Raw genomic sequence first — 23,377 nt, forward strand, 5'->3', positions numbered from 1 at the left:
AACGCACTCCGTAGCGCATATAACAATGCGCTCAAGTCGTTCGTCGCGTTGCTCCTCACTCGGACGTCTGGCTTCGCCAGCCGCCGCTTAGCTTGGCGTTATATGCAGTAAATACCGGGCAGTAGTAAGCCACGAATTTAATTCATTTCGTGCAGCCCAAGGCGGCTGTGTGCGCCGATGCGCCGCTACAGCCTGCAGTCTCTTGCCAAGGGGTGCGCCGCTAATGGCGGGAAAGGTACCCGGGGCTTTTCCTCCGGGGCGCATCGGGCCAAAATCGAGGCGGTAGGTACATAACGAAACCGGGAGCAGGGAGGCAGGTAATGGTTCGAGCACTCGTCCAGCCAAGTGCAGAACATCTTGGGGTGCCAGGCCTTGGCATCACCCAATCCTTCCGCTGCAGTGATAACGCACTCCGTAGCGCATATAACAAGGCGCTCAAGTCGTTCGTCGCTTTGCTCCTCACTCGGACGTCCGGCCGCGCCGGCCGCCGCTTAGCTTGGCGTTATGTGCTTTAAGAGATGAAGAAATCAGAAAGATACAGGCTCGAAACTTGGGTGGCATTGCGGGGAAAAGAACGCATCTCTTTCATCGATGTGCTTTCGATTCAACCAAAGCCATTCTGGCTGGCGTTGGTGTTCTCGATTGGGCTTGGAGTCTTCGTCGTTTTCGAATTCGGTCCCTACAGTCTTCCTTTTGGTGTCTTCCTGGGTGGCCTAGCCTCAACTCTCGGTTACTTTGTCCGTATAAAGCGCAATCTACCGGTAGATCTGCGCTACATGAATTGGGAGGCAGTAAATAGTGCGCTTGATGAGTAGAAGTCCCGAACCGTTTGCAATATTCCCCGATAACCGGGCGTTTCGCTCTGTCGGCGTTCGTCGGCTCTGCTGCCACAAGAAAGCTCCCATCCTCAAATGTCGTGTGAATGTTGCGCACATAACAAGTCGTTCAAGCCGCTCGCCATGCTCGCTCGGACGCCCAGCACTCCGCACCTTATTGCGCATGGCTTCGCCATTGTTGCGCAAACGGTGCTCCGTGCTGGCCGCCGCTTAACTCGGCGTTAGCCATAAGAAATGAACGATCAACCGCCATACGCAATTGCATGCACCCGTCCAATAGCTTGGGCGAAAACACAACCTCCTGTGAAGTTCACTGGGCGTCAGTGCTTGATTGTCGATGGTGAGCGATTGGGCCAAGTCCCGATTCTTGTAATAGCGCAAGCAGATAATAGCGATATCCTAATATTGCACTGCGATGAAGAGTGGCGAGTGCTGGGAATTGTCGGTTGTGCTTCGGTCGATGAGGCAAAGCAAAAAGCCGAATCCTATTACGAAGGCATCTCCGGTCTCTGGCAGGAAACGGGATATACGGAAGAACAAACTGAGGCATATCTTGATGAGGTGTTCTCGGAAGATGCGTGCACCTTCTGTGGAATCCGGCCAGATCAGGTTTGGTATTTTTATGCATTTGGCCGAGGCAGTATCTGCGAGAAATGCATTGTCCAGTTCCACGAGCTTATGCAATCGGAGATTGAGAAGGAGCAGTAATGGCTAACAAGGCGGTCAAGCCGCTCGCAAGCTCGCTCGGACATTCAGCACTCCGCACTTGCTCGGGCATGGCTTCGCCATTTTTTCCCGAGCAAGCGCTCCGTGCTGAATGCCGCTTACCTTGGCGTTAGGCGAGTAAACATGCGCGAAATACTGCAGCGATGGTTTGGGAGAAGGTGGTTTGGCCCAGGTGCGGCATTCGGAAGAAAGGTGCCGGCTATCGATCACCCGGTCTTTGGTAGTCTCATATTCCAACAAGGTGCGAAGGGGCCGTATTGGCTACACGAGTCTTTTACCGATAATGAAGTTTGTATCGCAATCGATACTGTAGAAACGGAACGGCCATCCATCGAGCAAGAAAAGTTCTTTTTGGAGGTCACCAATAACCTCGATCGTTATTTCGAACAGTGCCGAGAATTCGTCGCTCCCAAGTATTCAAACGTTTTCAAAGAGGTTTTGCCGCCTTCATGGCGAGAGGCTTTTGTCTTGGGCAGCGTGGGTGTTCCTTTGAAAGGAGATATCGCGCAAGCTTGGGAGATCACTTTCGAGTGTATCAAGAATAATTCCGGCGTCCTGTTCACGTGCCATTTTGAGCGCGGCGCGGTAACTGGCGTAACGGTAGATACATGAGCTGTTTTGATTGGGGAAAATCGCCTAACAAGGCGTTCAAGCCGCTCGCTAGGCTCGCTCGGACGCTTTGCACTCCGCACCTGCTGCACATGCCTTCGGCATTGTTGCGCAGCAGGTGCTCCGCGCAAAGCGCCGCTTAACTGGGCGTTAGAGCTAGAAAGATAAGAATGGAATCGGCTCTTAAATTTGTTCCGTCAATCGCCGTCGCCGGCGTGAACATCTGGCTCATTCTGTTCGCAGCATATTCGTTGGTCGGGGATGGTGCCGGAAGTGCTCAGGCCGATTTCGAGCTGGCAATTTTTCTTTTCAAGCTGGGTTTGCCGGTATTCTTGGTGTCTATGGTGGTGCTGGTGGGTACGTGTTTGTCGAAAGCGCCAGGGTTGGGTTGGTGGCGGAACTTCTGGGGCATAAACGCTTTGGTACCCTTGCTGTTAGCCGTCACCCTTTTAACTGTGCCTTAGTATGTCAAAAGAATGTGCGTAAAAAGCTCTAACAAGTCGTTCAAGGCGCTCGCTATGCTCGCTCGGACGCTTCGCACTCCGCACCTGCTGCGTATGCCTTCGGCATTGTTGCGCAGCCGGCGCTCCGCGCAAAGCGCCGCTTAACTGGGCGTTATGTTTGATGGAGATCCGTTTGAGGAAATGGGTATATCCACTTTTCATGCGTGCGAGTAGGCTCTTTGAGAACGGAAGGCCCAAGGAGGCGTTTCGCCTTTTCAAAGGTGGCGCAGAGGCGGGCGATTCAGGCTGTATGTTGAACCTCGGGGTTCTGTACGGAGATGGGGCCAATGGTTCGCCAAATCGTGAGCGCGAAATGTTTTGGTACAAAAAGGCGTTGGCTTACGGAGAAATGTCGGCCTTCTCAAATCTTGCTATCGCGTACAAAGAGCAGCGGCTGTATCGGAAGTCTGAAGCGTGGTTCAAGAAGGCCATAGCTGCTGGCGATGAAGATGCCAATCTTGAGCTGGCGAAGCTTCTATTGTCTCGAGGTGCCTCACTGCGAAGCGTATCAGCATTTTTGATGGCGGCAGCGGCAAGTCAGAACGTTGCGATCGCAACAATGGAAGAAGCCCAAAGTCTGTTAGATGAAAATCAAACATAACAAGGCGTTCAAGCCGCTCGCTATGCTCGCTCGGACGCCCAGCACTCCGCACCTTTTTGCGCATGGCTTCGCCATTGTTGCGCAAACGGTGCTCCGCACTGGCCGCCGCTTAACTGGGCGTTAGGCAGAAAAAAGGGAACAAGTTTCGATGAGCTGGAAAAATTTTGAAAAGAATCCGAGCATGTGGAAAATCATCTGGTTTGCTCTTTTCTCTTTTTTTCTGTTTAGCGTATTCGGTGCGATATCATCCTTTGAGTTTCAGCCGAGCCTCATTCTCGCTTTTATGAATCTTGTCGGGCTATATGGTCTGGCATTCGAGAAACGCATCTGGAGTGTAAACTTCTGGAAAGGCTATTTTTGGCTAGCGGCAATAGCAGTATTGGCGATAGCCGGTATCTTGCTTGCAGTGGCAGTGAGTGGTGTCTCTGCCGAAGATGAATTGCCGCTAGCTGTCATCACGGTGTTAATTGGTAGCCTGTTCATTTCGCTTCTTATCTACGCGATTGAGCTTAGGGGCTTGTATTTGTACGCATTTGAGCGAGAAGAAATTTGGCTGCCTCGAAACGCCTAACAAGTCGGTCAAGCCGCTCGCTAACGCTCGCTCGGACGTTTGGTACTCCGCACCGTTTTGCGCATGGCTTCGCCATGTTTGCGCAAAAGGCGCTCCGTACCAAACGCCGCTTACCTGGGCGTTAGCCATGAAAACAGATACCCATGCACATAACTTCGATGAGCGGGAATGGCCGTTCGAAGAACCAATCAACAGCGCCGCGTTTTCAACCAAGCAGGTCATGTACGAAGCGCATCCAATTATGCTGGTCGCACATGATGATAATGGCGATTGGCAGTTTCTTTGTGGTACCACAGATGATCAAAAAGATATGGTGGTAGCTTGCTTAGGGTGTATGTATGAAAAGCATCCGATGGTACGGGCGTTTGCCTCATTGCCGCGTGGTTGGCTGGCATGGAGAGAAGAGGTTGATGGCGAATGGGAAGTGGAAGAACAAGAGGGCGAAGATGGCTAACAAGTCGTTCAAGCCGCTCGCTATGCTCGCTCGGACGCCCAGCACTCCGCACCTTTTTGCGTGTGGCTTCGCCATTTTCACGCAAACGGCGCTTCGCACTGGCCGCCGCTTAACTGAGCGTTAGATGCGCACATAAGAAATTGATTGCTGGCAGGCCCGTGCCAGTAAATTGGCTGCGGTGTAGCGAGAGGGTTTCGTGGTCCCGCAGTAGCGGCTAAAGTGAGTTATCAAGGCCGCTTTCTTTGGTGGTCAGCGATTATTCGAGGTACGTGGTTGCGGTGTAGCCTGATAGCCCGCGGCCCATAATTAGCGAGCGCTTGCGGGTGTCGAGATAAGGAGATTGTTTCGCTGTGCCAATAAGAAAGTCAGTGTCAATCATTGAGCGTGGCTATTTTGTTGCCGTGCGGCCCGTAGAGCAAATAGGCGTTATTTGGGGTGTGTGCAGAACGTCCTTTTTTGCCTCCGAGTTAACGCATTTCCAAAAGCGTCTAACAAGTCGGTCAAGCCGTTCGCTAACGCTCACTCGGACGTTTGGTACTCCGCGCCTTGTTGCGCATGGCTCCGCCATATTCGCGCAAAAGGCACTCCGCACCAAACGCCGCTTACCTGGGCGTTATGTGCAGAAAGTATGGGGCAATAGCAAGCTAAGAATTAGAGTCTTTTCGTGCAGCCCGTTACCCCTGGTGAGTGCTGAAGCGCGCTAGGGCCCTGCACCATCAAGCCAAGAGGGTCGCCGCCTGATGGCGGAAAGAGACTGGGGGCTTTTCCTCCGGGGTTCGCGAAGCAATAATCGCGGAAGGCAAACTAAGGCAGGGAGGCAAAGGTCGCAAAAAAGATGGAAAAGCGCTCACCAACCCAGGTGCCAACGTTCTCTGGTGCCAATTGGATCGTCTTGGCGGCCGATTCATCTCCCTGTGGCAACGCACTCCGTTGCGCACATAACAAGTCGTTTAAGCCGCTCGCTTCGCTCACTCGGACGCCCAGCACTCCGCACCTTATTGCGCATGGCTCCGCCATCGTTGCGCAAACGGTGCTCCATGCTCGCCGCCGCTTAACTGGGCGTTAGCCACTATGAGTCACTCCATTACAGGCCTCGTTGCAAGAAAAGAATTACTGGAAGTCTTTGCTTCTCAAAATTCGTTGCCCAACCCTAGAGAGATTAACCAAGGTTTCGGTTTCCTACCGCTTCGTGACGAGGACATCGATGCCTTCGTCACACAACCGCAAACGGAGGTTGCTAGTGGCTTCACCTACCTTTCAAAGCAACTAGCTCTCCTAGTAGCACGTGCATCGAAGGGTGGCGCGATCGTCTATGTCGAAACTGATTATTTTGGTGGCGTTGGTGAGCAAGGTGCCGCGGCGTTTTCGGGTGGCCAGTTGTCTTATGGGCCATTCTATGCCGAGATTGGCCCGATCAATGAAGCCTTGGCATCAATTGGCGTCACCGTTTCGGAACATGCAGTTGATGAATTCGATGCTGTTGGCCTCAATCGTCATCGTCACACCGATGATTGGCTGGAGGCTGAGGAATCAAAACGTGGCTAACAAGGCGTTCAAGCCGCTCGCTATGCTCGCTCGGACGCCCAGTACTCCGCGCCTTTTTGCGCATGGCTTCGCCATTGTTACGCAAACGGCGCTCCGTACTGGCCGCCGCTTAACTGGGCGTTAGGTGGTCGAAGAATGAGAAATCTTAGCTACCGTGTAATGCAGAAGGGTTTGATTGTCCTGTGTGCTTTAGTGCCACTGTTTTTTGCGGCGGCGTGGGTTTATACCTTCGGATTCACCGAGTACAGAGCGCACCAGCAATGGATTGGGTTGCCAACGTCGTTTGCAATGGTTGGGTTGTCGGTCGGTATGCTGCTGTTCAATCGAATCGCACTAATAGCTTCGTTGGTACTTGCTGTTTGCGCTGCGGTTCTGGCTTCGGTGGTTTTTTACGCCAATCAGCACTGGGGCTATGCTGCAATCTTCACTGTCGGAGTGAGTTACGTGTTTGCGTGTTCCGAATTCCTATGGTCCACAAAAGATGAGCAGAAATGCACCTAACAAGGCGTTCAAGCCGTTCGCTATGCTCACTCGGACATTCATCACTCCGCACCTGCTCGGGCATGCCTTCGGCATTTTTGCCCGATCAGGCGCTCCGTGCTGAATGCCGCTTAACCTGGCGTTAGATGCGCGCAAAAGAAAATGAATGCTGGCAAGCCCGTGCCAGCAAATTTGCTGCTGTGTAGCGAGCGGGTTTCGTGGTCCCGCGGTAGCGGCTAAAGTGAGGGATTCGAGGCCGCTTTCTTTGTCGGTCAGCGATTATTCGCGGTACGAGGTTGCGGTGTATGCTGATATTCCGTGGCCCATAATTAGCGAGCGATGGGGCGAAATGAAATAAGGAGGTTGTTTCACGGTGCCAGTAGGAAAGTCAGTGCCAATCATTGAGCATGGCCATTTCAGTGCCGTGCCGCCCGTCGAGTCAACGAGCGTCTACCCAGCCCGGCGCAGAAAGTTCTTTTTCGCCTCCGAGTTACCGCATTCCAAAAAGCATCTAACAAGTCGGTCAAGCCGCTCGCTACGCTCACTCGGACATTCAGCACTCCGCACTTGCTCGGGCTTGGCTTCGCCATGTTTGCCCGATCAAGTGCTCCGTGCTGAATGCCGCTTACCTGGGCGTTAGGCAAAACAAGTTATTGGGCTCATGGGTATCATTAGGTACGTTGCAGTGATTGGTGTTTGGCTTGTGCTATCCATACTTGTGGGTTTCGTTCCCGCAGCGCTGGCTGTAGGCCAAAATGGAACGAGCGCCTTTGTGGTCGTCTCAGCAGCGCAACTCGGTTTATTGGGCGGTATTGTTCATTGCTTGCTCAACCGTCTGAGCCCACACAGAAGAGAATTTGGCGTAGGCAAGGCTATGGCAATGTCGGTGTTAGTAACTGCCACTTTTTCCGCTTATGCCGTAAACAAAGGCGTGAGTATTGAAAAAGGTTATGGGGTAATGGTAGTTGTTCTTTTTCTATCGTTGCTGCCTTCTTTCGGCGCACAAGCAGCTTGGAATGCAGTTGCTCTAAATCGGGTAGTAGAAAATGCCTAACAAGGTGGTCAAGTCGTTCGCTATGCTCACTCGGACATTCGGCACTCCACGCCTGCTCGGGCATGGCTTAGCCATTTTGCCCAAGCAAGCGCTCCATGCCGAATGCCGCTTACCTTGGCGTTAGGCGTAATAGATCCTTAGTCTGAAAATGAGCAAAGTTGATAACTGGCAAGTGGGATTGGTTGCCGCACAGAATCGCGAGTTCGAGAAGGCGTGCGAGTTGTGGCTCCCGCTGGCGGAGAATGGAAATCCAATGGCCCAAGTAAATGTGGCGTATCTTCACATGCGAGGCCTGATCAAAGATGCTGATCTTTTAATTGGTGAGTATTGGCTGAGCAAGGCAAAGGAATGCGATCAACCAGAGATTTTGGCAATGGTCGAAATCATTGAAAAGCAGCGAGAAATTGATGTCTTCAATGAGCTTTCAAAAGGCTTTGGGTGAAACGCCTAACAAGGCGTTCAAGCCGCTCGCTAAGCTCGCTCGGACGCTTTGCACTCCGCACCTGCTGCGAATGCCTTCGGCATTGTTGCGCAGCTGGTGCTCCATGCAAAGCGCCGCTTAACTGGGCGTTAGGTTGCAAATGCAAGAGCATCGATCACAAAGCATGTTGCCCCTTGCCATTGCCGTGGCTACTTCGATTGTTACGCTCCTGCTACTTAGTGCAGCGTTCGCGTTTGTTGCAAGGAATCATTGTCTTGAGCAAAGTGGAGTCTTTCGCTGGGAAACATTGGATTGCAAACTTAGCAACGGTCCGCTTCATTTTTCAAAGCTTGCGGTTAGCGATGCTGGGTACCTTTTAGCAATTGCTATTGTGCTGGTTTTTGGCTTAGCTGCTTTCGTTTTTACTAGGCGTGCGTTGCTAAGAGGGGTTAAAGATCATGCAACCTAACAAGGCGTTCAAGCCGCTCGCTATGCTCGCTCGGACGCCCAGCACTCCGCACCGTGTTGCGCGTGGCTTCGCCATCTTTGCGCAAACGGTGCTCCGCACTGGCCGCCGCTTAACTGGGCGTTAGCGCTAGGAAGGCATGGATCGAATAGCAAAGGAAATTCAGCGCCAAGGCCGCGAATCTTGGCTAAAGGCAATCACAAAATCGAAGTTCGCAATTGGGTTTGTTCTTGTCGTATTGGCCGTGCTTGCTTGGAATATCTATAAAGCCAATGATCGGGTAGCCAAATCGGAAAAGAAAATCGGAAGGGTTGTTGGTATTCATCAATTCCAAGGAAACACTGGCTCAGCGCATTCGAGATTGTCCGTTCAATTGAAAAATGGTCAAACTGTGTTGGTACAAGCGCCAGTTGGCCGCCCCATCAGATCGGGTTCACTATTGGAACTGTCAAGAGTAGAAACTGAGCAGGGTTCGGTGTACTACCGGTACGTAGGTTACGTTGAAGGCGCCGATGAATGAATTGCGCTAACAAGGCGGTCAAGCCGCTCGCCTGCGGCTCACTCGGACATTCAGCACTCCGCACTTGCTCGGGCATGGCTTCGCCATTTTTTTCCGAGCAAGCACTCCATGCTGAATGCCGCTTACCTGGGCGTTAGGCAAAACACTCTTTGAGTTTCTTTAGAGCATCGGAAATGCTGCAATCCTACGAAGGTCTACTAAAGCCGCCCGGTTGCATTGCGAGCAAATATGGCTTCAAAGGTTGCTCCGACCTTGGGTGCCAAGAGAACAGTCCCTGCGCGGAATGGTGCCTAGCGGCCGCGCATCGTTTTAGGCATCAAATCATTGAGCACGCAGGCAACCCTTTTGTCCGCAGAAAAATTGGTGGTAGTTTCATCGAAAAGGCGAGTTCGATGGCTTGTGTATTGTCGGGTGGGGCAGCCAACCGTGGTGGCTGTTTTTATTCTACGAGTTGCCTAACAAGTCGCTCAAGCCGCTCGTCACTTTGTTCCTCGCTCGGACCCACGGCTTCGCCGCGGGCCGCTTAGCTGAGGCGTTAGGCGAAATACAAGGAGAAATCTATGCAAGGACAAATTCCACTCCCCACAGATAGCTTATATAAGTTTTCGGCGTTATTCGGTTTGCTGATCGTAATAGCGTCTTTCGCATCTATTATGCTTATTTCCAAGTCAACCAACGATCTTCTATTCGAGTCGAATGTCGAGTATGTAACGTTGAAGTCTATGCAAGCGCGGAGCGTTCCCCAAGAAGCTCAATTCTCCGCTTTGAAGCGCAAGATTGAGGTAGCGTTAGACGATAAGAAGTTCCTACGAAATGCAATATCCGTTTTCGCGGCGTTCGGCTTTTGTCTCCTGGGGTGGGGGTTCTACAAGTGGTACGTCGAAGTGCAGCCTGTTCAGGATGAACTCGCGCGTCTAAGTCTAAAAAAATTGAAACGAGAGCTGGGCGAAGATGAGGGCGCCTAACAAGGCGGTCAAGCCGTTCGCTATGCTCACTCGGACGTTTGGTACTCCGCTGGCGCTTGCGCATGGCTCCGCCATGGTTGCGCAGCGCCCGCTCCGCACCAAACGCCGCTTACCTGGGCGTTAGATGCGCACAGAAGAAATCGATTGCTGGCGAGCCCCTGCCAGTAAATAGGCTGCCGTGCAGCAAGAAGGTTTCGTGGTCCCGCAGTAGCGGCTAAAGTGGGCTATCAAGGCCGTTTTCTTTGCGGGTCAGCGATTATTCGCGGTACGTGGTGGTGGTGTAGGTTGGCAGTCCGTGGCCCATAGTTAGCGAGTGATTGTGCGTATTAAGATAAGGAGGTTGTTTCGCTGTGCCAATAGGAAATTCAGTGCCAATCATTGAGCATGGCTATTTCGATGCCGTGCGGCCCGCTGAGCAAATGGGTGTTATTCGGGGCGTCTGCAGAACTTATTGTTTGGCCCCCGAGTTAACGCATTTCAAAAATCATCTAACAAGTCGGTCAAGCCGTTCGCTAACGCTCACTCGGACGTTTGGTACTCCGCGCCTTGTTGCGCATGGCTCCGCCATACTTGCGCAAAAGGCGCTCCGCACCAAACGCCGCTTACCTGGGCGTTAGCACCCGTAATGAAAAAGCTTGTGGCTATATTGCTCTTCGTGTTTTCCTCCAGCTCCTACTCGGTCTGGAGTGCATTCGCTCACGTTACTCCCGCCACGGAATCGGAATACGGAATCCGAGTAGAATTCGCGGAAATAAACCAAAATCTGAATCGCGAATATCGAATCAAAATCCCCGCTATAGGTCATGGGTATCAAAAAGCGTGGCTGGTGCTTACCGCGCAGCCGCTTGAGAAATCGGGCGCCGAACTAAGGGCTTACATCTGGTGGAAAGAGCAACCGAAAGCGCGAGTGCTATCTGCCTTGGAGATGATTCCAAAAGTTACGAAAGAGGGCATTTTTTACGAAACGTTGCTAAGCGAAGATGAAGTGCAAAATGGCTACATCTACGTCGATTATCCTCATGAAATGTTCGATGGCGGGTACTACTATTCGATTGAATTACGGTCATATGTCTCTGGCCGTGAAGCAAGTGCTAACAAGGCGTTCAAGCCGCTCGCTATGCTCGCTCGGACGTTTGGTACTCCGCCGGCGCTTGCGCATGGCTTCGCCATCTTTGCGCAGCGCCCGCTCCGCACCAAACGCCGCTTAACTGGGCGTTAGGCGCGAAAGGAAAACATGAAGTTTAAGTGTGCGTGCTGTAACGAGGAGATTGAGGGTATTCCGACGTTCGGTTGGGATTACCCGTTGTTTTATCTGAATGTGCCGAAAGAAAAGCGCAATGAAGAAGTGTTTCTTACCGAAGATCTATGCGTAATCGCAGATAGATGGTTTTTTGTTCGAGGCTGCCTCGAAATACCTGTGATCGGCGAAGAAGAACCGTTTGTTTGGGGCTTGTGGGTGTCCTTGAGCGAATCCGAGTTTTTTGAGTTCCAAGATCTTCTGGGGGTTGAAAAGCGGTCCGGCTATGGCCCTTATGTGGGCTGGTTGTCTGCAGCTATTGCGCTGTATCCAGACACGGAGAACCTCAAAGCAATAGTTCACATCCGTGATAACGGAATTCGGCCGTCTATCGAGCTGGAGAAGAATGGCCATCCGTTGGCCCAAGAACAGGAGCATGGAATAACGCTGAACAGGCTAGCGGAAATCTATGCATGTATGGTTCACAAGCAATGCCCTGAGGTGCAAGAGAATTGGTGAAGCGCCTAACAAGGCGTTCAAGCCGCTCGCTATGCTCGCTCGGACGTCCAGTACTCCGCACCGTGTTGCGCGTGGCTTCGCCATGTTCGCGCAAACGGCGCTCCGTACTGGCCGCCGCTTAACTGGGCGTTAGGCATACTGGAAAATCGCAAGTCAGTGGACGAACCGAAAGAGATTGAGATCTCAAATAAGTCAGAGCTACTTGAACATCTCGCAGGGCGCTCAATTGAAGCTGAGTGGGTTGTAACCTCTGATATGGGCCCCGAGTGGATAGGAAGCAAAACCGAATTCAGCTTATACCTAGGCGAGTTTCGAATTAAAGAATGTACCTATATTAGGGGGCTAAAAGCAGCGCTAAAAGGCGCAATTGGGGTTCCTGAGACTGGAGGGGATCGCATCATTTCAGGCGAGGCAGAAATTACTGCAACAGGTCAACAGCTTAACGTCGAATATTGTTGGTCATCCTGCGTCCCTTACATGGATGCAGATCGAACCGTGAAGGGTGAGGTAAGCCTAAATGCCTAACAAGGCGGTCAAGCCGTTCGCTATGCTCACTCGGACGTTTGGTGCTCCACGGGCGCTTGCGCATGGCTACGCCATGTTTGCGCAGCGCCCGCTCCGCACCAAACGCCGCTTACCTGGGCGTTATGTGCAGAATGTACGGGGTAATAGCAAGTCAAGAATTAAAGTCTTTTCGTGCAGACCGTTACCGCTGGCAAGTGCTGAAGCACGCTAAAGCCCTGCATCATCTGGCTAAGGGGTGTGCCGCCTGATGGCGGAAAGCGATCGGGGGCTTTTCCTCCGGGGTTCGCGAAGCAATAATCGCGGAACGCAAACTAAGGCAGGGAGGCAAAGGCCGCAAAAAATGGAAAAGCGCTCACCAAAGCGGGTGCCAACATTCTCTGGTGCCAATTGGGTCGTCTTGGTAGCCGATTCATCTCCCTGTGGCAACGCACTCCGTTGCGCACATAACAAGTCGTTCAAGCCGCTCGCTATGCTCGCTCGGACGCCCAGCACTCCGCACCGTGTTGCGTGTGGCTTCGCCATTTTCACGCAAACGGTGCTCCATGCTGAGCGCCGCTTAACTGGGCGTTAGGCCAACGGGAGAAATGAGATGAAAGCGCTGCGATTGAAGGTGAACGGGAGAGAGGTCGCTACTGCTGGAAGCTCTGATGCAGTGATGCTGATGCTGCGATGCACGTACTCTGTAGGCGGTGGCCGGGGCTACTACACGCTGTCTGCTACGTCCCGTTCGAAAGAGCTTGGTAAATTCGAAGAACTGATATGGGCTGATGATGTTGCTGGCGAACTCTCAGCGCTTGATCTGGCCGTGGTCGATACGGAAGCTCCGGATGCTTGGAGAAATACACAGGTCTCCCCTCACAGCTGGAAACAACAGAAACAAGCCTCGCCATATTGCTCTTTCTGCGGCAAAACGGAGGGAGAGGCTAAACGTCTTCTTCGTGGTCCCGGTGTCCACATATGCGAGGCTTGCGCAAAACTTGCGTTTGAAACGATGGAGTCCGAAGGTGCCTACGCAAACGTCTAGGCCTAACAAGTCGTTCAAGCCGCTCGCTATGCTCGCTCGGACGCTTTGCACTCCGCACCCGCTGCGCATGCCTTCGGCATCGTTGCGCAGCGGGCGCTCCGCGCAAAGCGCCGCTTAACTGGGCGTTAGCTTCAAAGATGCGGGCGCTACTTGCAGTGGCAATGTTTGTGGCATCGGGGCCGGTTTTTGCAAATGGCGGCGGGCCTTTGCTGCTGTATTGGAACCTGTTTGCTTTCCTCTTTGGCAGCGTCTTTATTGTTTTAATTGAAGCCTACGTCTATGGCGCTAATGGTGCTATTTCCAAAGCGAATGCACTCAAAGATTCGATCATTGCCAATCTTTGGTCCACGCTTTTAATTGGTTTTTGCGTGCCATTAGTCGTGGCGGCGATCACGGGTATTCTCAGTGAATCAATGCCTTCGCACCAGGGTCTTTATTTGGCAGTAGGCACGTGGGTCTTCGATCAAATGCAGTATCCAAACGTCTCGGTAGCATTCATATATGTTTGGCTCGGCGTGTCGTATCTCCTTACGGTCCAATTGGAGCACTATGTGTTGTTCAAGCGGTGGCTAAAAAGAGGTGAAGCGGCCGTGGTTAAAGTTAAGCGATTATGCTGGGTGAGTAACTCTGTAACGTATTCACTGCTTCTGGTTGCGTTATCTCTAGTGCTTTGGTTGTCCTACACATGAACGAAGCTAACAAGTCGTTCAAGCCGCTCGCTATGCTCGCTCGGACGCCCAGCACTCCGCACCGTGTTGCGTGTGGCTTCGCCATTTTCACGCAAACGGCGCTCCGCACTGGCCGCCGCTTAACTGGGCGTTAGCATTTGAGAGGAGGAAGTGATTATGAAAGTTGCAATCGATCTGCCTGTCATTACTGTCCTCAGTTTAGTACTGGCAACAGGGTGCGTCTCGCAGAAAGAAGCGATGGTGAAGAAAGGCTATCCGTTGGTATATGCGGAAGGCTTCGACGATGGATGCCATAGTGGCAACAAAGCCGGGGGAAGTCTTTTCGATGAATTCCGAAAAGATGTAGGAAGATTCTCCCGAGAAAGCAACTACGCTCAGGGTTGGTCAGATGGTTTTAGGCAATGCGAATCGCAGCAAGAGGCAGCGCAGCGTCAAATGCGAATTGCGGTCGAAAAGCAAAAGCTAGCCGAGCAACGTAAGGCAGGTGAACGTGCGGCGCAGTATCACCTGGAGCGGCAGGTTTTGAAGGACGTTGATACGTCCAACCTAAAGTATCTAAAGTAGCCAGTGCAAAACAAAATGCTAACAAGGCGTTCAAGCCGCTCGCTATGCTCGCTGGGACGTCCAGTACTCCGCGCCTTTTTGCGAATGCCTTCGGCATTGTTTCGCAAACGGCGCTACGCACTGGCCGCCCCTTAACACGGCGTTAGGCGTAAAAGCATGGGTATGTTCAAGCGATCATCTCCACATTCTCCTCGAGCGCGACTGATGGTGGAGTTGCCGGCAAATCGATACTCCATTGCAGGTGCTAGTGGCCGCGCTCCGATCGTCGGTGACATTCTGGAGCTTGATCAAGGTTTCACTTCAGAAGATGGTTTGCCGATGGTGCTGGCGTACTGTCGCGGCAGCAATGAGTCATTCATTTACAGCGCTGAAGTTTATGAGTCGGAACTTGGGCATCCAATTGAATCGTAGTTCCGCAATGAATGTTTTCGTGAATATGGTGTTGAAAACCGGTTGGCAGGAAAAAGGTTGTGTGGCAACGCCTAACAAGGCGTTCAAGCCGCTCGCTAAGCTCGCTCGGACGCTCAGCACTCCGCACCGTGTTGCGTTTGGCTTCGCCATTTTCACGCAAACGGCGCTCCATGCTGAGCGCCGCTTAACTGGGCGTTAGGCATACAAGATGGTCCAACTTCTTAGCAACGAACTGGCAACCCTGAGATCTTCAGCACTTGATGGGCTGAATGATTACTTGGCGGAGTGCGTTGAAAATGGGCTAGATCCGGGGTATTCGAAGAAAGATGTGAAGAAATGTGGGAAGCTCATTGATATTTTCATTGAATCCCTAAGCAAGATCGAAAAAGGGAATACTCAGAAAGCCAAAGAAGCTGTCAGGAAGGTGGTTGTTTCATTGAACGAGCTGAACAAGAAATGCGAAGGCGAGCTAATTCTTACAGATGCAAGAGAAGATCTCGCGGCACTCATCATTGCGGCTGCTGAAAAGGTTGGGTATGGAAACGGCAAGCTTGATGTCACTGAAAAATGGCGGCAGTGGTAAGTGCCTAACAAGGCGTTCAAGCCGCTCGCTATGCTCGCTCGGACGCTTTGCACTCCGCACCAGCTGCGCATGCCTTCGGCATCTTGGCGCAACGGGCGCTCCGCGCAAAGCGCCGCTTAACTGGGCGTTAGGCAAAACAAGTTATTGGGCTCATGGGTATCATTAAGTACGTTGTAGTGATTGGTGTTTGGCTTCTGCTATCCATACTTGTGGGTTTCGTTCCCGCAGCGCTGGCTGTAGGCCAAGATGGAAAGAGCGCCTTTATGGTCGTCTTAGCAGCGCAACTCGGTTTATTGGGCGGTATCGTTCATTGCTTGCTCAACCGTCTGAGCCCAAACAGAAGAGAATTTGGCGTAGGTAAGGCTATGGCAATGTCGGTGTTAGTAGCTGCCACTTTTTCCGTTTATGCCGTAAACAAAGGCGTGAGTATTGAAAAAGGTTATGGGGTAATGGTAGTTGTTCTTATTCTGTCGTTGCTGCCTTCTTTCGGCGCACAAGCAGCTTGGAATGCAGTTGCTCGAAATCGGGTAGTAGAAAATGCCTAACAAGGTGGTCAAGTCGTTCGCCATGCTCACTCGGACATTCGGCACTCCACGCCTGCTTGGGCATGGCTTCGCCATTTTGCCCAAGCAAGCGCTCCATACCGAATGCCGCTTACCTTGGCGTTAGGCAAGAAAGATTGTTGGAAAATGAGAGATAGCAGGGAAGAGATCGAGTCAGATAATGTGGTTGGTGCCGCTCACCACAGTGCGTCGGCAGCATCGCCACTCTTTCAGAGCACACTTCCGTTCGTAATACTGCTCTTGGTGCTTGTTAACTTGAGATCAATGCTCGCTCTCCCAATTCTGGCGTTGATTATTGTCGTTTCTGCTCTACGTATTCCGACCGACGATTGGCACAAGCACAAATGGCCTTGGGTAGTCGTCGTTATGTTGGCACTTCAAACGATTGCCAATCTAATACTTTTTGGCGCCGAAACTCTGGTGGCAAAATAGCACCAATGGCAAACTCAATGAGTTCAAAGAACCGGTGGTTGCCTAACAAGGCGTTCAAGCCGCTCGCTATGCTCGCTCGGACGCCCAGCACTCCGCACCGTGTTGCGCATGGCTTCGCCATTGTTGCGCAAACGGCGCTCCGTGCTGAACGCCGCTTAACTGGGCGTTAGCTATAAGAATGCATGCCTTACTATTGGTGGTAATGCTGATGATTCCTGGGGCCGCCCTCGCGAATGGCGGAGGGCCTTTGCTGCTTTATTGGAACTTCTTCGCCTTTGTGTTTGGCAGTGTTCTTATCGTACTGATTGAAGCCTATGTTTATGGATCGAAAGGCGAGATATCCAAAATGAATGCGCTCAAAGATTCGTTCATTGCAAACGTTTGGTCCACGGTACTCATAGGTATTGGTGTTCCCCTGGTAGTGGCGGCAATCACCGGTATTCTTAGCGAAGCGCTGCCTTCGCAGCAAGGCTACTATTTGGCTATCGGAACCTGGTTGTTCGAAAGGGTGCAGTATCCAGAATGGTCTGTAGCTTTCATGTGCTTTTGGCTGGTCGTGTCGTACCTCCTTACGATTCAGTTGGAGCACTACGTCTTGTACAAGCGCTGGGTAAAACGAGGAGAAATTGCTGCGGTTTCGGCCAAGCAGTTGTGCTGAGTCAGCAATAGCGCAACATATTCTCTGTTGTTGGTTGCGCTATCGCTAGTGCTTTGGTTATCGCATACATGACCGAAATAGCTAACAAGTCGTTCAAGCCGCTCGCTATGCTCGCTCGGACGCTTTGCACTCCGCACCTGCTGCGCATGCCTTCGGCATTGTTGCGCGGCGAGTGCTCCGCGCAAAGCGCCGCTTAACTGGGCGTTAGGCGTAAAAGTATGGGTATGTTCAAGCGATCATCTCCACATTCTCCTCAAGCGCGACTGATGGCGGAGTTGCCGGCAAATCGATACTCCATTGCAGGTGCTAACGGCCGCGCTCCAATCGTCGGTGACATTCTGGAGCTTGATCAAGGTTTCACTTCAGAAGATGGTTTGACGATGGTGCTGGCGTACTGTCGCGGCAGAAATGAGTCATTCATTTACAGCGCTGAAGTCTATGAGTCGGAACTTGGGCCTCCAATTGAATCGTAGCTCCGCAATGAATGTTTTCGCGAACATGGTGTTGAGAACCGGTTGGCAGGAAAAAGGTTGTGTGGCAACGCCTAACAAGGCGTTCAAGCCGCTCGCTAGGCTCGCTCGGACGTTTGGTACTCCGCGCCTTGTTGCGCATGGCTCCGCCATACTTGCGCAAAAGGCGCTCCGCACCAAACGCCGCTTAACTGGGCGTTAGGTGCAGAAGAAAATTGTGTTTCTAGCAATTGCGGCAGTTGCGGAAACTACGGCGCTCTCGGCCGAGCGCAGCGGCGGAATTTCCGGTGCAGTGCTAGTCTTCATCGAAGCGCGCCGCTCGATAGCGGAATGAGATCGATGCAGTATTCAAATGGGGGTTCGCGAAGCCATGTTCGCGGTACGGAAGTGAATCATGGAGTGAAGGTCAGTGCGAGGAAGCGCCCGAAAAAGGCAGTGTGCGAACTTGGTAGGGGTGCCATTTGATGAGTGCAGAGGCTATTTCATCGCCCATGGTAACGAACTCCGTTGTGCACCTAACAAGTCGTTCAAGCCGTTCGCTGCGCTCACTCGGACGCCCAGTACTCCGCACCGTGTTGCGCATGGCTTCGCCATTGTCGCGCAAACGGCGCTCCGCGCTGGCCGCCGCTTAACTGGACGTTATGCATAGAAAGAGAATGTGCTATGGAAACCTGTGCTTGCTGTGGTTATGCCACAATCGATCAGAAGGGGAACTACGAAATTTGCCCAATATGTTATTGGGAGAATGATCCGGTTCAAGAAGCTGATCCTTGGTTCCAAGGTGGGGCAAACACGCCTTCATTGTTTGAAGCACAGAGCAACTTTAAGGCCTTTGGCGCCATGGAAAAACGGTTTGTCTCAGATACAAGGCCGCCTAGCTCCGCCGATAGGAAGAATCCCAAGTGGCGAGAGCTTGTCGAGAAAGACAGAGAATTTTGCACAACTCCCGTTGAAATAGAGAGAGCGCGCCGAACTGAAAGGTCCAGCTCATACAACTACTGGGAACGGAATGCATAACAAGTCGTTCAAGCCGCTCGCTATGCTCGCTCGGACGCCCAGCACTCCGCACCTTATTGCGCGTGGCTTCGCCATTTTCGCGCAAACGGTGCTCCATACTGAGCGCCGCTTAACTGGGCGTTAGGCGAGAGCAAGCCATGCGACTAGCAATTTTCGCAGTGTTTTCCTTTCTCACTGGTTGTGCACCAGTGGTGCGCGATTACTATCTCCCCGTCGAAGCAGCCGTTCGTAAAGAAGATTATTATTGCGGGTGGGTGCCTTATGGCGGGTATTCAAAAGAGGTAAGCTCCGGTGCTCGTATTACCCTTTATCTTGCTCCCGAGAAAACACGCCTGAATGTCGGAATCGGCTTAGTCTTATCTGGCCCGCCATTCGCCACTCTTGAAGGCGATACGATATTACTCGAAGTATACGATTCGTCTGGCGCTGAGAAGCGATCAAAGCAATTGAAGTTGGGTGAGCCTCAATAATTGATTGAGGGTTACGCGCACTCTGGTGTCTCGCTGCAGCTTGAAGGCAACTTTTCTCGCCGCATTCTTGTGTCACTCCATGGCCTTAAAATTGGCGAAAAAGAGATAACTTTGGAGCGAATACAATTCGAGCGTGTGAGTACGAAAGGGTTCATGGCTTGCGTTCAATAAAGCGCCTAACAAGTCGTTCAAGCCGTTCGCCTGCGGCTCACTCGGACATTCAGCACTCCGCACCTACTCGGGCATGGCTTCGCCAATATTGCCCGAGCAGGCGCTCCATGCTGAATGCCGCTTAACTGGGCGTTAGATGATAAAGAACCGCGTTTACATAATCTTTGAAGTGATCATTGGATTCTTTCCCATACTGATGTTTTTGGTATGGGGTTCCATTGTGTGGCCGGGAACCGTCGCGATGGTGATTGGGGGAACTGCCGGAATGTTCGAAACGGCGGTAGCGCTCGGTGTGCCTCTGGGAGTGCTAGGTGCTGTTGGCGTTCTTATACTGACGGTTGAGGTTTCGTACGAAGATGGCGAACCATATCGTTACCCAAGAACTACGCTACTGTTCGTATTATTCGGTATAGCAGCCGCAGTTTTGGCGGGTTCAGCTCTATTCTTCGATGGCGGCTGGTATTCGTTGGTCGTTGTCGTGCCGCTGATGATCACGGCTCAATTGCTATGGCTAGGGAGAAAGAAGCTGTGGAGCAGCATCTAACAAGTCGTTCAAGCCGTTCGCCTGCGGCTCACTCGGACATTCAGCACTCCGCACCTGCTCGGGTATGGCTTCGCCATTGTTCCCCGAGCAAGCGCTCCGTGCTGAATGCCGCTTAACTGGGCGTTAGGCGAGCAAAAGGAAGCATATGAAAAGGAGTTGGCTCGAATATCTATGGACGAACCATGGTCGAGTATCGAGAAAATCGTTTGCGGCATTTCAATTGGTTTTCTTGCCGCTGTGGTTTGGAGCAATCTGGTCCGCAATAGTGGTCTTTGAAGGTAAGCCGCCGGTAAAAATGGTGGCCTTAGCAGCATTGGTGCTGGTTCCATTGTTCTTCGCGAACATCAATATCTGGGTCAAACGGCTGCACGACCGAAATTATTCGGGGCTGGCGCTGCTTTCAAGCATAATTCCAGTCGCCGGAATATTGTGGTTGGTGATCCAAGGTTTCGTCTTACGAGGCCAGGGGAGCGGTAATCGGTTTGGTGCACCAGGTTCCGGAGAAGGGTATGCGCCTAACAAGTAGTTCAAGCCGCTCGCTTACGCTCGCTCGGACGTTTGGTGCTCCGCACCTTTTTGCGCATGGCTTCGCCATTGTTGCGCAAAAGGCGCTCCGTACCAAACGCCGCTTAACTGGGCGTTAGATGCGCGCAAAAGAAAATGAAAGTTGGCGAGCGTGAAGGAATAAAAGTCCTGCTGTGCAAAGTACAGGTTTCGTGGTCCCGCAGTAGCGGCTAAAGTGAGTTTTTCGAGGCCGCTTTCTTCGGTGGTCGGCGATTATTCGCGGTACGTGGTGGCGGTGGTGCTTGATGGCCCGTGGCCCATAATTGGCGAGCAATCGGGCGTATGGAGATATGGAGGTTGTTTCACTGTGCTACTAGGAAAGTCAGTGCAGTTCGTTACGCACGGTAATTTCGAGGCCGTGCCCAATGGCAGGGAAGCGCGCACTCGGTTTGCTCCGTGCATTACCCCTTTTTTGGCCTCCGAGTTAACGCATTTCAAAAAGCATCTAACAAGTCGGTCAAGCCGCTCGCTTACGCTCACTCGGACGTTTGGTACTCCGCACCGTTTTGCGCATGGCTTCGCCATGTTTGCGCAAAAGGCGCTCCGCACCAAACGCCGCTTACCTGGGCGTTAGGCAAAAAATGGCACCATATAGTTACTCAGTTTCCCTCAGAATCTTCCATCCAACAATCGATCCGGAGGAAATTACAAAGGCGCTTTCGCTCGCCCCAGTTCGCACTTGTAAAGTGGGGATGCCGCGCGAAACTCCGAAGGGTACTCGGCTTGAAGGTGAGTATAGAGAAAGCTATTGGTACACAAAGCTAGTGCCAGAAGGAGAGCGATATTCGGGTGATGATCTGCTCGAGGATTTTCTGTCCGAAACCCTGGCAACAATCAGGCAGTATTCCGAATTCTTCTCGAAAATTCAGCGTGAAAGCGGTTATATACAGCTATTCATTGGTACGTTCGGCGCGAGAAACTACGTGATTGAATTATCACCTAAAATGCAAGCTGAGTTCGGCAGTCTCGGTGTGGCGCTGTGTTTCGATGTCTATCCTGGCGAGTAGTGCAGTGGGTTTGGAATTCAGCAGATTGCCTAACAAGTCGTTCAAGCCGTTCGCTACGCTCACTCGGACGTCCAGTACTCCGCACCGTGTTGCGCATGGCTGCGCCATTGTTGCGCAAACGGCGCTCCGCACTGGCCGCCGCTTAACTGGGCGTTATGCATAAAAGGAAGAATTAGTGGAACTTGAGCAAGCCATAATTGCCGGGAGCTTCGGCGTAATCGTAGCAATCGTCACGTGGCTCCTTGCTGGGCTAAGGGAGCTCAATGTTCGGAAGATTGAACAGAAGAAGGTGCGTGTTGAGAAACTTGAGCAATTGTATGCTCAAACCATCTCTCTTCTCGAAATGGCGATTAGGATTACGCGGGGAACCCCTGAGTCTGGCGATCTAGAAAGGAAACTCTCTGAAAATAATGGGTATTTGAAGCTCTTAGCTAGCGATCGCGTCAATAACCAAGTCGAAGAAATATCCGTTCTGCTTTTTCGGTGGTCAACACTGCATGTGAAGGGAGCTCCAAAGGAAATGGGAGGGAATATGCTCGCAATCTCTAGCCAAGATTCAAAGTACCAGAAGGAGGCAGAGGAACTGTTTCCGAAGGTCAACGAATCGATAGTAATGCTAATTCAACTAATGAAGGAGCATCTATCGGCGGTAGAAAATGCATAACAAGTCGTTCAAACCGTTCGCTACGCTCACTCGGACGTTTGGTACTCCGCGCCTTGTTGCGCATGGCTCCGCCATACTTGCGCAAAAGGCGCTCCGCACCAAACGCCGCTTAACTGGGCGTTAGAGCAGAAAAGAAATGGAATTACCAAACGAACTCACTCGAAGAAAGGGTGCCTCAGCGGCATTCACGTGGGCCATCAGTTGGAGATTTGCGCTGCTATCATTGGCGTTGGGCTGGCTCTTCGATCAGATTCCTTTGGAGGATGTTTTCAACCTCATTGGTTTCTGGCCCACGGTAATCGTTCCGTTCATCCTAATGTTCCTGATGTATTGGCTTGTTGCACACTGGGTTCTACACAGCGGCTTTGGTAACGTGAAGATCGTGCTGTTAGATAGAGTGCAGTATCAGAAGATTGCGTCCACTTTGAACAATGATCGTTGATGCTCTAACAAGTCGGTCAAGCCGCTCGCTACGCTCACTCGGACATTCGGCACTCCGCACTTGCTCGGGTATGCCTTCGGCATTGTTTCCCGAGCAGGCGCTCCATGCCGAATGCCGCTTACCTGGGCGTTATGCGTAAAAAAGAATGAAATCGCCCGAGCAGAAGCTGGAAGAGTGGCTGGCTGCTTATGGTTGGGAGCTCGAATGGAAAGAGAAAGAAGAGCTAGAGTGGTGGGCTGATGAGATATGGAAATTGCGTTCCGTCTGGTCACCTATGGAAGCGGAGGCATACATCACGTTCCTGGTCGATCCCCAGTGGGAAGGAAGTCGAAAGAAGGGGCAAGGTGTTTGGGGCATGGGAGGTTGTCTCAATTACCCGAGGGAGCGTCGTGAAGCAGAATCACTGGCAACCATGTCGTACCACTCGCAGCCAAAATCTGAGTACGAAAAATTTCTTGAGAGTTTTGAAGTTGCGCGAAGTGCCTATGGAAAAAAATGGCTTGATTAGGGTTGGTGAAGAAGCGCATAACAAGGCGTTCAAGCCGTTCGCTATGCTCACTCGGACATTCAGCACTCCGCACTTGCTCGGGCATGGCTTCGCCATTGTTCCCCGAGCAAGCACTCCGTGCTGAATGCCGCTTAACCTGGCGTTAGCCTGAAGAACGGACATGAAGTATTTGGCGTTGATCGCAGCTTTGGCCTTATCTGCCTGCGACAGTGGTACCGAATGGAGTGATCCGCCCTATGAGGTGGTGTGGATTGACGTCGAAAGCAACAGATCGCTCTTTTTCAGCCTTGGAGATGGTGGCCTACTTGGTCGGGTAGATCCTGAGATCATAGCGGTTGGGAGTAATGATAAGTACGTAGTTGCAAAACAACAAAGCCCAGGTGCAACAACAACTTTGTACTACTACATTGCAAAGTCCAATGATGGAGCGAAGCTTAATGGGCATGAGATTACCGAAGGGCCGTTTACGGTCGAGGAGTTTGAAGCATTGTCTCAAAAGCTAGGTTTGCCCGCGTTCTCTCGCCAGTTCCCCTAGAAGGCTAACAAGTTGGTCAAGCCGTTCGC

The 23,377-nt window shown here is 52.0% G+C and carries 33 protein-coding genes; all 33 read left to right on the forward strand.

Going from position 1 to position 23,377, the window contains the following annotated elements; genetic code table 11:
- The first annotated feature begins 518 nt into the window (after window positions 1–518).
- The 33 genes from B1781_RS04260 to B1781_RS04400 all read left to right on the forward strand — a co-directional run bounded on the left by B1781_RS04260 (window position 519) and on the right by B1781_RS04400 (window position 23,348).
- Window positions 519–815, forward strand: a complete 297-nt coding sequence (locus B1781_RS04260; RefSeq protein ID WP_078118469.1) for a hypothetical protein — start codon at window positions 519–521, stop codon at window positions 813–815.
- A gap of 255 nt (window positions 816–1,070) precedes the next feature.
- Window positions 1,071–1,544 (forward strand): hypothetical protein, encoded by a 474-nt coding sequence (locus tag B1781_RS04265; RefSeq protein WP_125931870.1) that lies wholly within the window; start codon window positions 1,071–1,073, stop codon window positions 1,542–1,544.
- Window positions 1,545–1,685: 141 nt separating this feature from the next.
- On the forward strand, window positions 1,686–2,174 hold the full coding sequence (locus tag B1781_RS04270; RefSeq protein ID WP_125931871.1) for a hypothetical protein: 489 nt from the start codon (window positions 1,686–1,688) through the stop codon (window positions 2,172–2,174).
- A gap of 167 nt (window positions 2,175–2,341) precedes the next feature.
- Window positions 2,342–2,635: a hypothetical protein gene (locus B1781_RS04275; RefSeq protein WP_078118472.1), complete on the forward strand. Its 294-nt coding sequence runs from the start codon at window positions 2,342–2,344 to the stop codon at window positions 2,633–2,635.
- A 160-nt stretch (window positions 2,636–2,795) separates the two neighbouring features.
- The gene (locus B1781_RS04280; RefSeq protein ID WP_125931872.1) at window positions 2,796–3,275 is read left to right on the forward strand and encodes a tetratricopeptide repeat protein; all 480 of its coding nucleotides are present in this window, start codon (window positions 2,796–2,798) and stop codon (window positions 3,273–3,275) included.
- Window positions 3,276–3,423: 148 nt separating this feature from the next.
- Window positions 3,424–3,846, forward strand: coding sequence for a hypothetical protein (locus tag B1781_RS04285; RefSeq protein ID WP_125931873.1), 423 nt, complete (start codon window positions 3,424–3,426; stop codon window positions 3,844–3,846).
- 127 nt (window positions 3,847–3,973) lie between these two features.
- Window positions 3,974–4,300: a hypothetical protein gene (locus tag B1781_RS04290; protein WP_078118475.1), complete on the forward strand. Its 327-nt coding sequence runs from the start codon at window positions 3,974–3,976 to the stop codon at window positions 4,298–4,300.
- A 1,071-nt stretch (window positions 4,301–5,371) separates the two neighbouring features.
- The gene (locus tag B1781_RS04295) at window positions 5,372–5,845 is read left to right on the forward strand and encodes a hypothetical protein (RefSeq protein ID WP_125931874.1); all 474 of its coding nucleotides are present in this window, start codon (window positions 5,372–5,374) and stop codon (window positions 5,843–5,845) included.
- A 135-nt stretch (window positions 5,846–5,980) separates the two neighbouring features.
- A complete protein-coding gene (locus B1781_RS04300; protein ID WP_125931875.1) occupies window positions 5,981–6,346 on the forward strand; it encodes a hypothetical protein in 366 nt (121 codons plus the stop codon).
- Between the two features lie 640 nt (window positions 6,347–6,986).
- Window positions 6,987–7,379: a hypothetical protein gene (locus B1781_RS22745; protein ID WP_164513244.1), complete on the forward strand. Its 393-nt coding sequence runs from the start codon at window positions 6,987–6,989 to the stop codon at window positions 7,377–7,379.
- A gap of 148 nt (window positions 7,380–7,527) precedes the next feature.
- The gene (locus tag B1781_RS04305; RefSeq protein WP_078118478.1) at window positions 7,528–7,821 is read left to right on the forward strand and encodes an SEL1-like repeat protein; all 294 of its coding nucleotides are present in this window, start codon (window positions 7,528–7,530) and stop codon (window positions 7,819–7,821) included.
- Between the two features lie 584 nt (window positions 7,822–8,405).
- Window positions 8,406–8,786 carry a hypothetical protein gene (locus B1781_RS22750; RefSeq protein ID WP_125931877.1) on the forward strand — a complete coding sequence of 127 codons (381 nt, stop codon included), beginning with the start codon at window positions 8,406–8,408 and terminating at the stop codon, window positions 8,784–8,786.
- A 560-nt stretch (window positions 8,787–9,346) separates the two neighbouring features.
- Entirely contained in the window at window positions 9,347–9,751 is a 405-nt protein-coding gene (locus B1781_RS04310; RefSeq protein WP_078118479.1) for a hypothetical protein, read from the forward strand.
- 625 nt (window positions 9,752–10,376) lie between these two features.
- Window positions 10,377–10,970, forward strand: a complete 594-nt coding sequence (locus B1781_RS04315; RefSeq protein ID WP_078118480.1) for a hypothetical protein — start codon at window positions 10,377–10,379, stop codon at window positions 10,968–10,970.
- A 15-nt stretch (window positions 10,971–10,985) separates the two neighbouring features.
- Window positions 10,986–11,507 (forward strand): DUF2199 domain-containing protein, encoded by a 522-nt coding sequence (locus B1781_RS04320; RefSeq protein WP_078118481.1) that lies wholly within the window; start codon window positions 10,986–10,988, stop codon window positions 11,505–11,507.
- Between the two features lie 156 nt (window positions 11,508–11,663).
- On the forward strand, window positions 11,664–12,032 hold the full coding sequence (locus B1781_RS22755) for a hypothetical protein (RefSeq protein ID WP_125931878.1): 369 nt from the start codon (window positions 11,664–11,666) through the stop codon (window positions 12,030–12,032).
- Between the two features lie 589 nt (window positions 12,033–12,621).
- A complete protein-coding gene (locus B1781_RS04325) occupies window positions 12,622–13,056 on the forward strand; it encodes a ClpX C4-type zinc finger protein (RefSeq protein WP_125931865.1) in 435 nt (144 codons plus the stop codon).
- A gap of 155 nt (window positions 13,057–13,211) precedes the next feature.
- Window positions 13,212–13,745: a hypothetical protein gene (locus B1781_RS04330; protein ID WP_164513245.1), complete on the forward strand. Its 534-nt coding sequence runs from the start codon at window positions 13,212–13,214 to the stop codon at window positions 13,743–13,745.
- Window positions 13,746–13,901: 156 nt separating this feature from the next.
- Window positions 13,902–14,309 (forward strand): hypothetical protein, encoded by a 408-nt coding sequence (locus B1781_RS04335; protein ID WP_078118483.1) that lies wholly within the window; start codon window positions 13,902–13,904, stop codon window positions 14,307–14,309.
- A gap of 156 nt (window positions 14,310–14,465) precedes the next feature.
- Window positions 14,466–14,720 carry a hypothetical protein gene (locus B1781_RS22760; protein ID WP_125931880.1) on the forward strand — a complete coding sequence of 85 codons (255 nt, stop codon included), beginning with the start codon at window positions 14,466–14,468 and terminating at the stop codon, window positions 14,718–14,720.
- 208 nt (window positions 14,721–14,928) lie between these two features.
- Window positions 14,929–15,303 carry a hypothetical protein gene (locus B1781_RS04345; RefSeq protein WP_078118485.1) on the forward strand — a complete coding sequence of 125 codons (375 nt, stop codon included), beginning with the start codon at window positions 14,929–14,931 and terminating at the stop codon, window positions 15,301–15,303.
- A gap of 152 nt (window positions 15,304–15,455) precedes the next feature.
- Entirely contained in the window at window positions 15,456–15,848 is a 393-nt protein-coding gene (locus B1781_RS04350; RefSeq protein WP_078118486.1) for a hypothetical protein, read from the forward strand.
- A gap of 658 nt (window positions 15,849–16,506) precedes the next feature.
- Entirely contained in the window at window positions 16,507–16,956 is a 450-nt protein-coding gene (locus B1781_RS04360) for a hypothetical protein (RefSeq protein ID WP_125931881.1), read from the forward strand.
- A 218-nt stretch (window positions 16,957–17,174) separates the two neighbouring features.
- Window positions 17,175–17,429, forward strand: coding sequence for a hypothetical protein (locus B1781_RS22765; RefSeq protein WP_125931882.1), 255 nt, complete (start codon window positions 17,175–17,177; stop codon window positions 17,427–17,429).
- 660 nt (window positions 17,430–18,089) lie between these two features.
- Window positions 18,090–18,443, forward strand: coding sequence for a CPCC family cysteine-rich protein (locus tag B1781_RS23550; RefSeq protein WP_078118489.1), 354 nt, complete (start codon window positions 18,090–18,092; stop codon window positions 18,441–18,443).
- A 137-nt stretch (window positions 18,444–18,580) separates the two neighbouring features.
- On the forward strand, window positions 18,581–18,913 hold the full coding sequence (locus tag B1781_RS22770; RefSeq protein WP_125931883.1) for a hypothetical protein: 333 nt from the start codon (window positions 18,581–18,583) through the stop codon (window positions 18,911–18,913).
- Window positions 18,914–19,220: 307 nt separating this feature from the next.
- Window positions 19,221–19,628, forward strand: a complete 408-nt coding sequence (locus B1781_RS04370; protein ID WP_078118490.1) for a hypothetical protein — start codon at window positions 19,221–19,223, stop codon at window positions 19,626–19,628.
- 145 nt (window positions 19,629–19,773) lie between these two features.
- The gene (locus B1781_RS04375) at window positions 19,774–20,154 is read left to right on the forward strand and encodes a DUF805 domain-containing protein (RefSeq protein ID WP_078118491.1); all 381 of its coding nucleotides are present in this window, start codon (window positions 19,774–19,776) and stop codon (window positions 20,152–20,154) included.
- 619 nt (window positions 20,155–20,773) lie between these two features.
- On the forward strand, window positions 20,774–21,199 hold the full coding sequence (locus tag B1781_RS22775) for a DUF4279 domain-containing protein (protein ID WP_164513246.1): 426 nt from the start codon (window positions 20,774–20,776) through the stop codon (window positions 21,197–21,199).
- Between the two features lie 175 nt (window positions 21,200–21,374).
- Window positions 21,375–21,863, forward strand: a complete 489-nt coding sequence (locus tag B1781_RS04385) for a hypothetical protein (RefSeq protein ID WP_078118493.1) — start codon at window positions 21,375–21,377, stop codon at window positions 21,861–21,863.
- 136 nt (window positions 21,864–21,999) lie between these two features.
- On the forward strand, window positions 22,000–22,305 hold the full coding sequence (locus tag B1781_RS04390) for a hypothetical protein (RefSeq protein WP_125931885.1): 306 nt from the start codon (window positions 22,000–22,002) through the stop codon (window positions 22,303–22,305).
- Window positions 22,306–22,450: 145 nt separating this feature from the next.
- Window positions 22,451–22,813 (forward strand): hypothetical protein, encoded by a 363-nt coding sequence (locus B1781_RS04395; protein ID WP_078118495.1) that lies wholly within the window; start codon window positions 22,451–22,453, stop codon window positions 22,811–22,813.
- 160 nt (window positions 22,814–22,973) lie between these two features.
- Window positions 22,974–23,348, forward strand: coding sequence for a hypothetical protein (locus B1781_RS04400; RefSeq protein WP_078118496.1), 375 nt, complete (start codon window positions 22,974–22,976; stop codon window positions 23,346–23,348).
- Window positions 23,349–23,377: the final 29 nt, after the last annotated feature.

This window comes from Thiosocius teredinicola, assembly GCF_002009425.1.
Lineage (GTDB): Bacteria > Pseudomonadota > Gammaproteobacteria > Chromatiales > Chromatiaceae > Thiosocius > Thiosocius teredinicola.

What these genes read in the sequence shown, in the direction of transcription:
- B1781_RS04260 (WP_078118469.1), top strand. Translation starts at nt 519, where the DNA reads ATGAAGAAATCAGAAAGATACAGGCTCGAAACTTGGGTGGCATTGCGG.
- B1781_RS04265 (WP_125931870.1), top strand. Translation starts at nt 1,071, where the DNA reads ATGAACGATCAACCGCCATACGCAATTGCATGCACCCGTCCAATAGCT.
- B1781_RS04270 (WP_125931871.1), top strand. Translation starts at nt 1,686, where the DNA reads ATGCGCGAAATACTGCAGCGATGGTTTGGGAGAAGGTGGTTTGGCCCA.
- B1781_RS04275 (WP_078118472.1), top strand. Translation starts at nt 2,342, where the DNA reads ATGGAATCGGCTCTTAAATTTGTTCCGTCAATCGCCGTCGCCGGCGTG.
- B1781_RS04280 (WP_125931872.1), top strand. Translation starts at nt 2,796, where the DNA reads ATGGAGATCCGTTTGAGGAAATGGGTATATCCACTTTTCATGCGTGCG.
- B1781_RS04285 (WP_125931873.1), top strand. Translation starts at nt 3,424, where the DNA reads ATGAGCTGGAAAAATTTTGAAAAGAATCCGAGCATGTGGAAAATCATC.
- B1781_RS04290 (WP_078118475.1), top strand. Translation starts at nt 3,974, where the DNA reads ATGAAAACAGATACCCATGCACATAACTTCGATGAGCGGGAATGGCCG.
- B1781_RS04295 (WP_125931874.1), top strand. Translation starts at nt 5,372, where the DNA reads ATGAGTCACTCCATTACAGGCCTCGTTGCAAGAAAAGAATTACTGGAA.
- B1781_RS04300 (WP_125931875.1), top strand. Translation starts at nt 5,981, where the DNA reads ATGAGAAATCTTAGCTACCGTGTAATGCAGAAGGGTTTGATTGTCCTG.
- B1781_RS22745 (WP_164513244.1), top strand. Translation starts at nt 6,987, where the DNA reads ATGGGTATCATTAGGTACGTTGCAGTGATTGGTGTTTGGCTTGTGCTA.
- B1781_RS04305 (WP_078118478.1), top strand. Translation starts at nt 7,528, where the DNA reads ATGAGCAAAGTTGATAACTGGCAAGTGGGATTGGTTGCCGCACAGAAT.
- B1781_RS22750 (WP_125931877.1), top strand. Translation starts at nt 8,406, where the DNA reads ATGGATCGAATAGCAAAGGAAATTCAGCGCCAAGGCCGCGAATCTTGG.
- B1781_RS04310 (WP_078118479.1), top strand. Translation starts at nt 9,347, where the DNA reads ATGCAAGGACAAATTCCACTCCCCACAGATAGCTTATATAAGTTTTCG.
- B1781_RS04315 (WP_078118480.1), top strand. Translation starts at nt 10,377, where the DNA reads ATGAAAAAGCTTGTGGCTATATTGCTCTTCGTGTTTTCCTCCAGCTCC.
- B1781_RS04320 (WP_078118481.1), top strand. Translation starts at nt 10,986, where the DNA reads ATGAAGTTTAAGTGTGCGTGCTGTAACGAGGAGATTGAGGGTATTCCG.
- B1781_RS04325 (WP_125931865.1), top strand. Translation starts at nt 12,622, where the DNA reads ATGAAAGCGCTGCGATTGAAGGTGAACGGGAGAGAGGTCGCTACTGCT.
- B1781_RS04335 (WP_078118483.1), top strand. Translation starts at nt 13,902, where the DNA reads ATGAAAGTTGCAATCGATCTGCCTGTCATTACTGTCCTCAGTTTAGTA.
- B1781_RS22760 (WP_125931880.1), top strand. Translation starts at nt 14,466, where the DNA reads ATGGGTATGTTCAAGCGATCATCTCCACATTCTCCTCGAGCGCGACTG.
- B1781_RS04345 (WP_078118485.1), top strand. Translation starts at nt 14,929, where the DNA reads ATGGTCCAACTTCTTAGCAACGAACTGGCAACCCTGAGATCTTCAGCA.
- B1781_RS04350 (WP_078118486.1), top strand. Translation starts at nt 15,456, where the DNA reads ATGGGTATCATTAAGTACGTTGTAGTGATTGGTGTTTGGCTTCTGCTA.
- B1781_RS04360 (WP_125931881.1), top strand. Translation starts at nt 16,507, where the DNA reads ATGATTCCTGGGGCCGCCCTCGCGAATGGCGGAGGGCCTTTGCTGCTT.
- B1781_RS22765 (WP_125931882.1), top strand. Translation starts at nt 17,175, where the DNA reads ATGGGTATGTTCAAGCGATCATCTCCACATTCTCCTCAAGCGCGACTG.
- B1781_RS23550 (WP_078118489.1), top strand. Translation starts at nt 18,090, where the DNA reads ATGGAAACCTGTGCTTGCTGTGGTTATGCCACAATCGATCAGAAGGGG.
- B1781_RS22770 (WP_125931883.1), top strand. Translation starts at nt 18,581, where the DNA reads ATGCGACTAGCAATTTTCGCAGTGTTTTCCTTTCTCACTGGTTGTGCA.
- B1781_RS04370 (WP_078118490.1), top strand. Translation starts at nt 19,221, where the DNA reads ATGATAAAGAACCGCGTTTACATAATCTTTGAAGTGATCATTGGATTC.
- B1781_RS04375 (WP_078118491.1), top strand. Translation starts at nt 19,774, where the DNA reads ATGAAAAGGAGTTGGCTCGAATATCTATGGACGAACCATGGTCGAGTA.
- B1781_RS22775 (WP_164513246.1), top strand. Translation starts at nt 20,774, where the DNA reads ATGGCACCATATAGTTACTCAGTTTCCCTCAGAATCTTCCATCCAACA.
- B1781_RS04390 (WP_125931885.1), top strand. Translation starts at nt 22,000, where the DNA reads ATGGAATTACCAAACGAACTCACTCGAAGAAAGGGTGCCTCAGCGGCA.
- B1781_RS04395 (WP_078118495.1), top strand. Translation starts at nt 22,451, where the DNA reads ATGAAATCGCCCGAGCAGAAGCTGGAAGAGTGGCTGGCTGCTTATGGT.
- B1781_RS04400 (WP_078118496.1), top strand. Translation starts at nt 22,974, where the DNA reads ATGAAGTATTTGGCGTTGATCGCAGCTTTGGCCTTATCTGCCTGCGAC.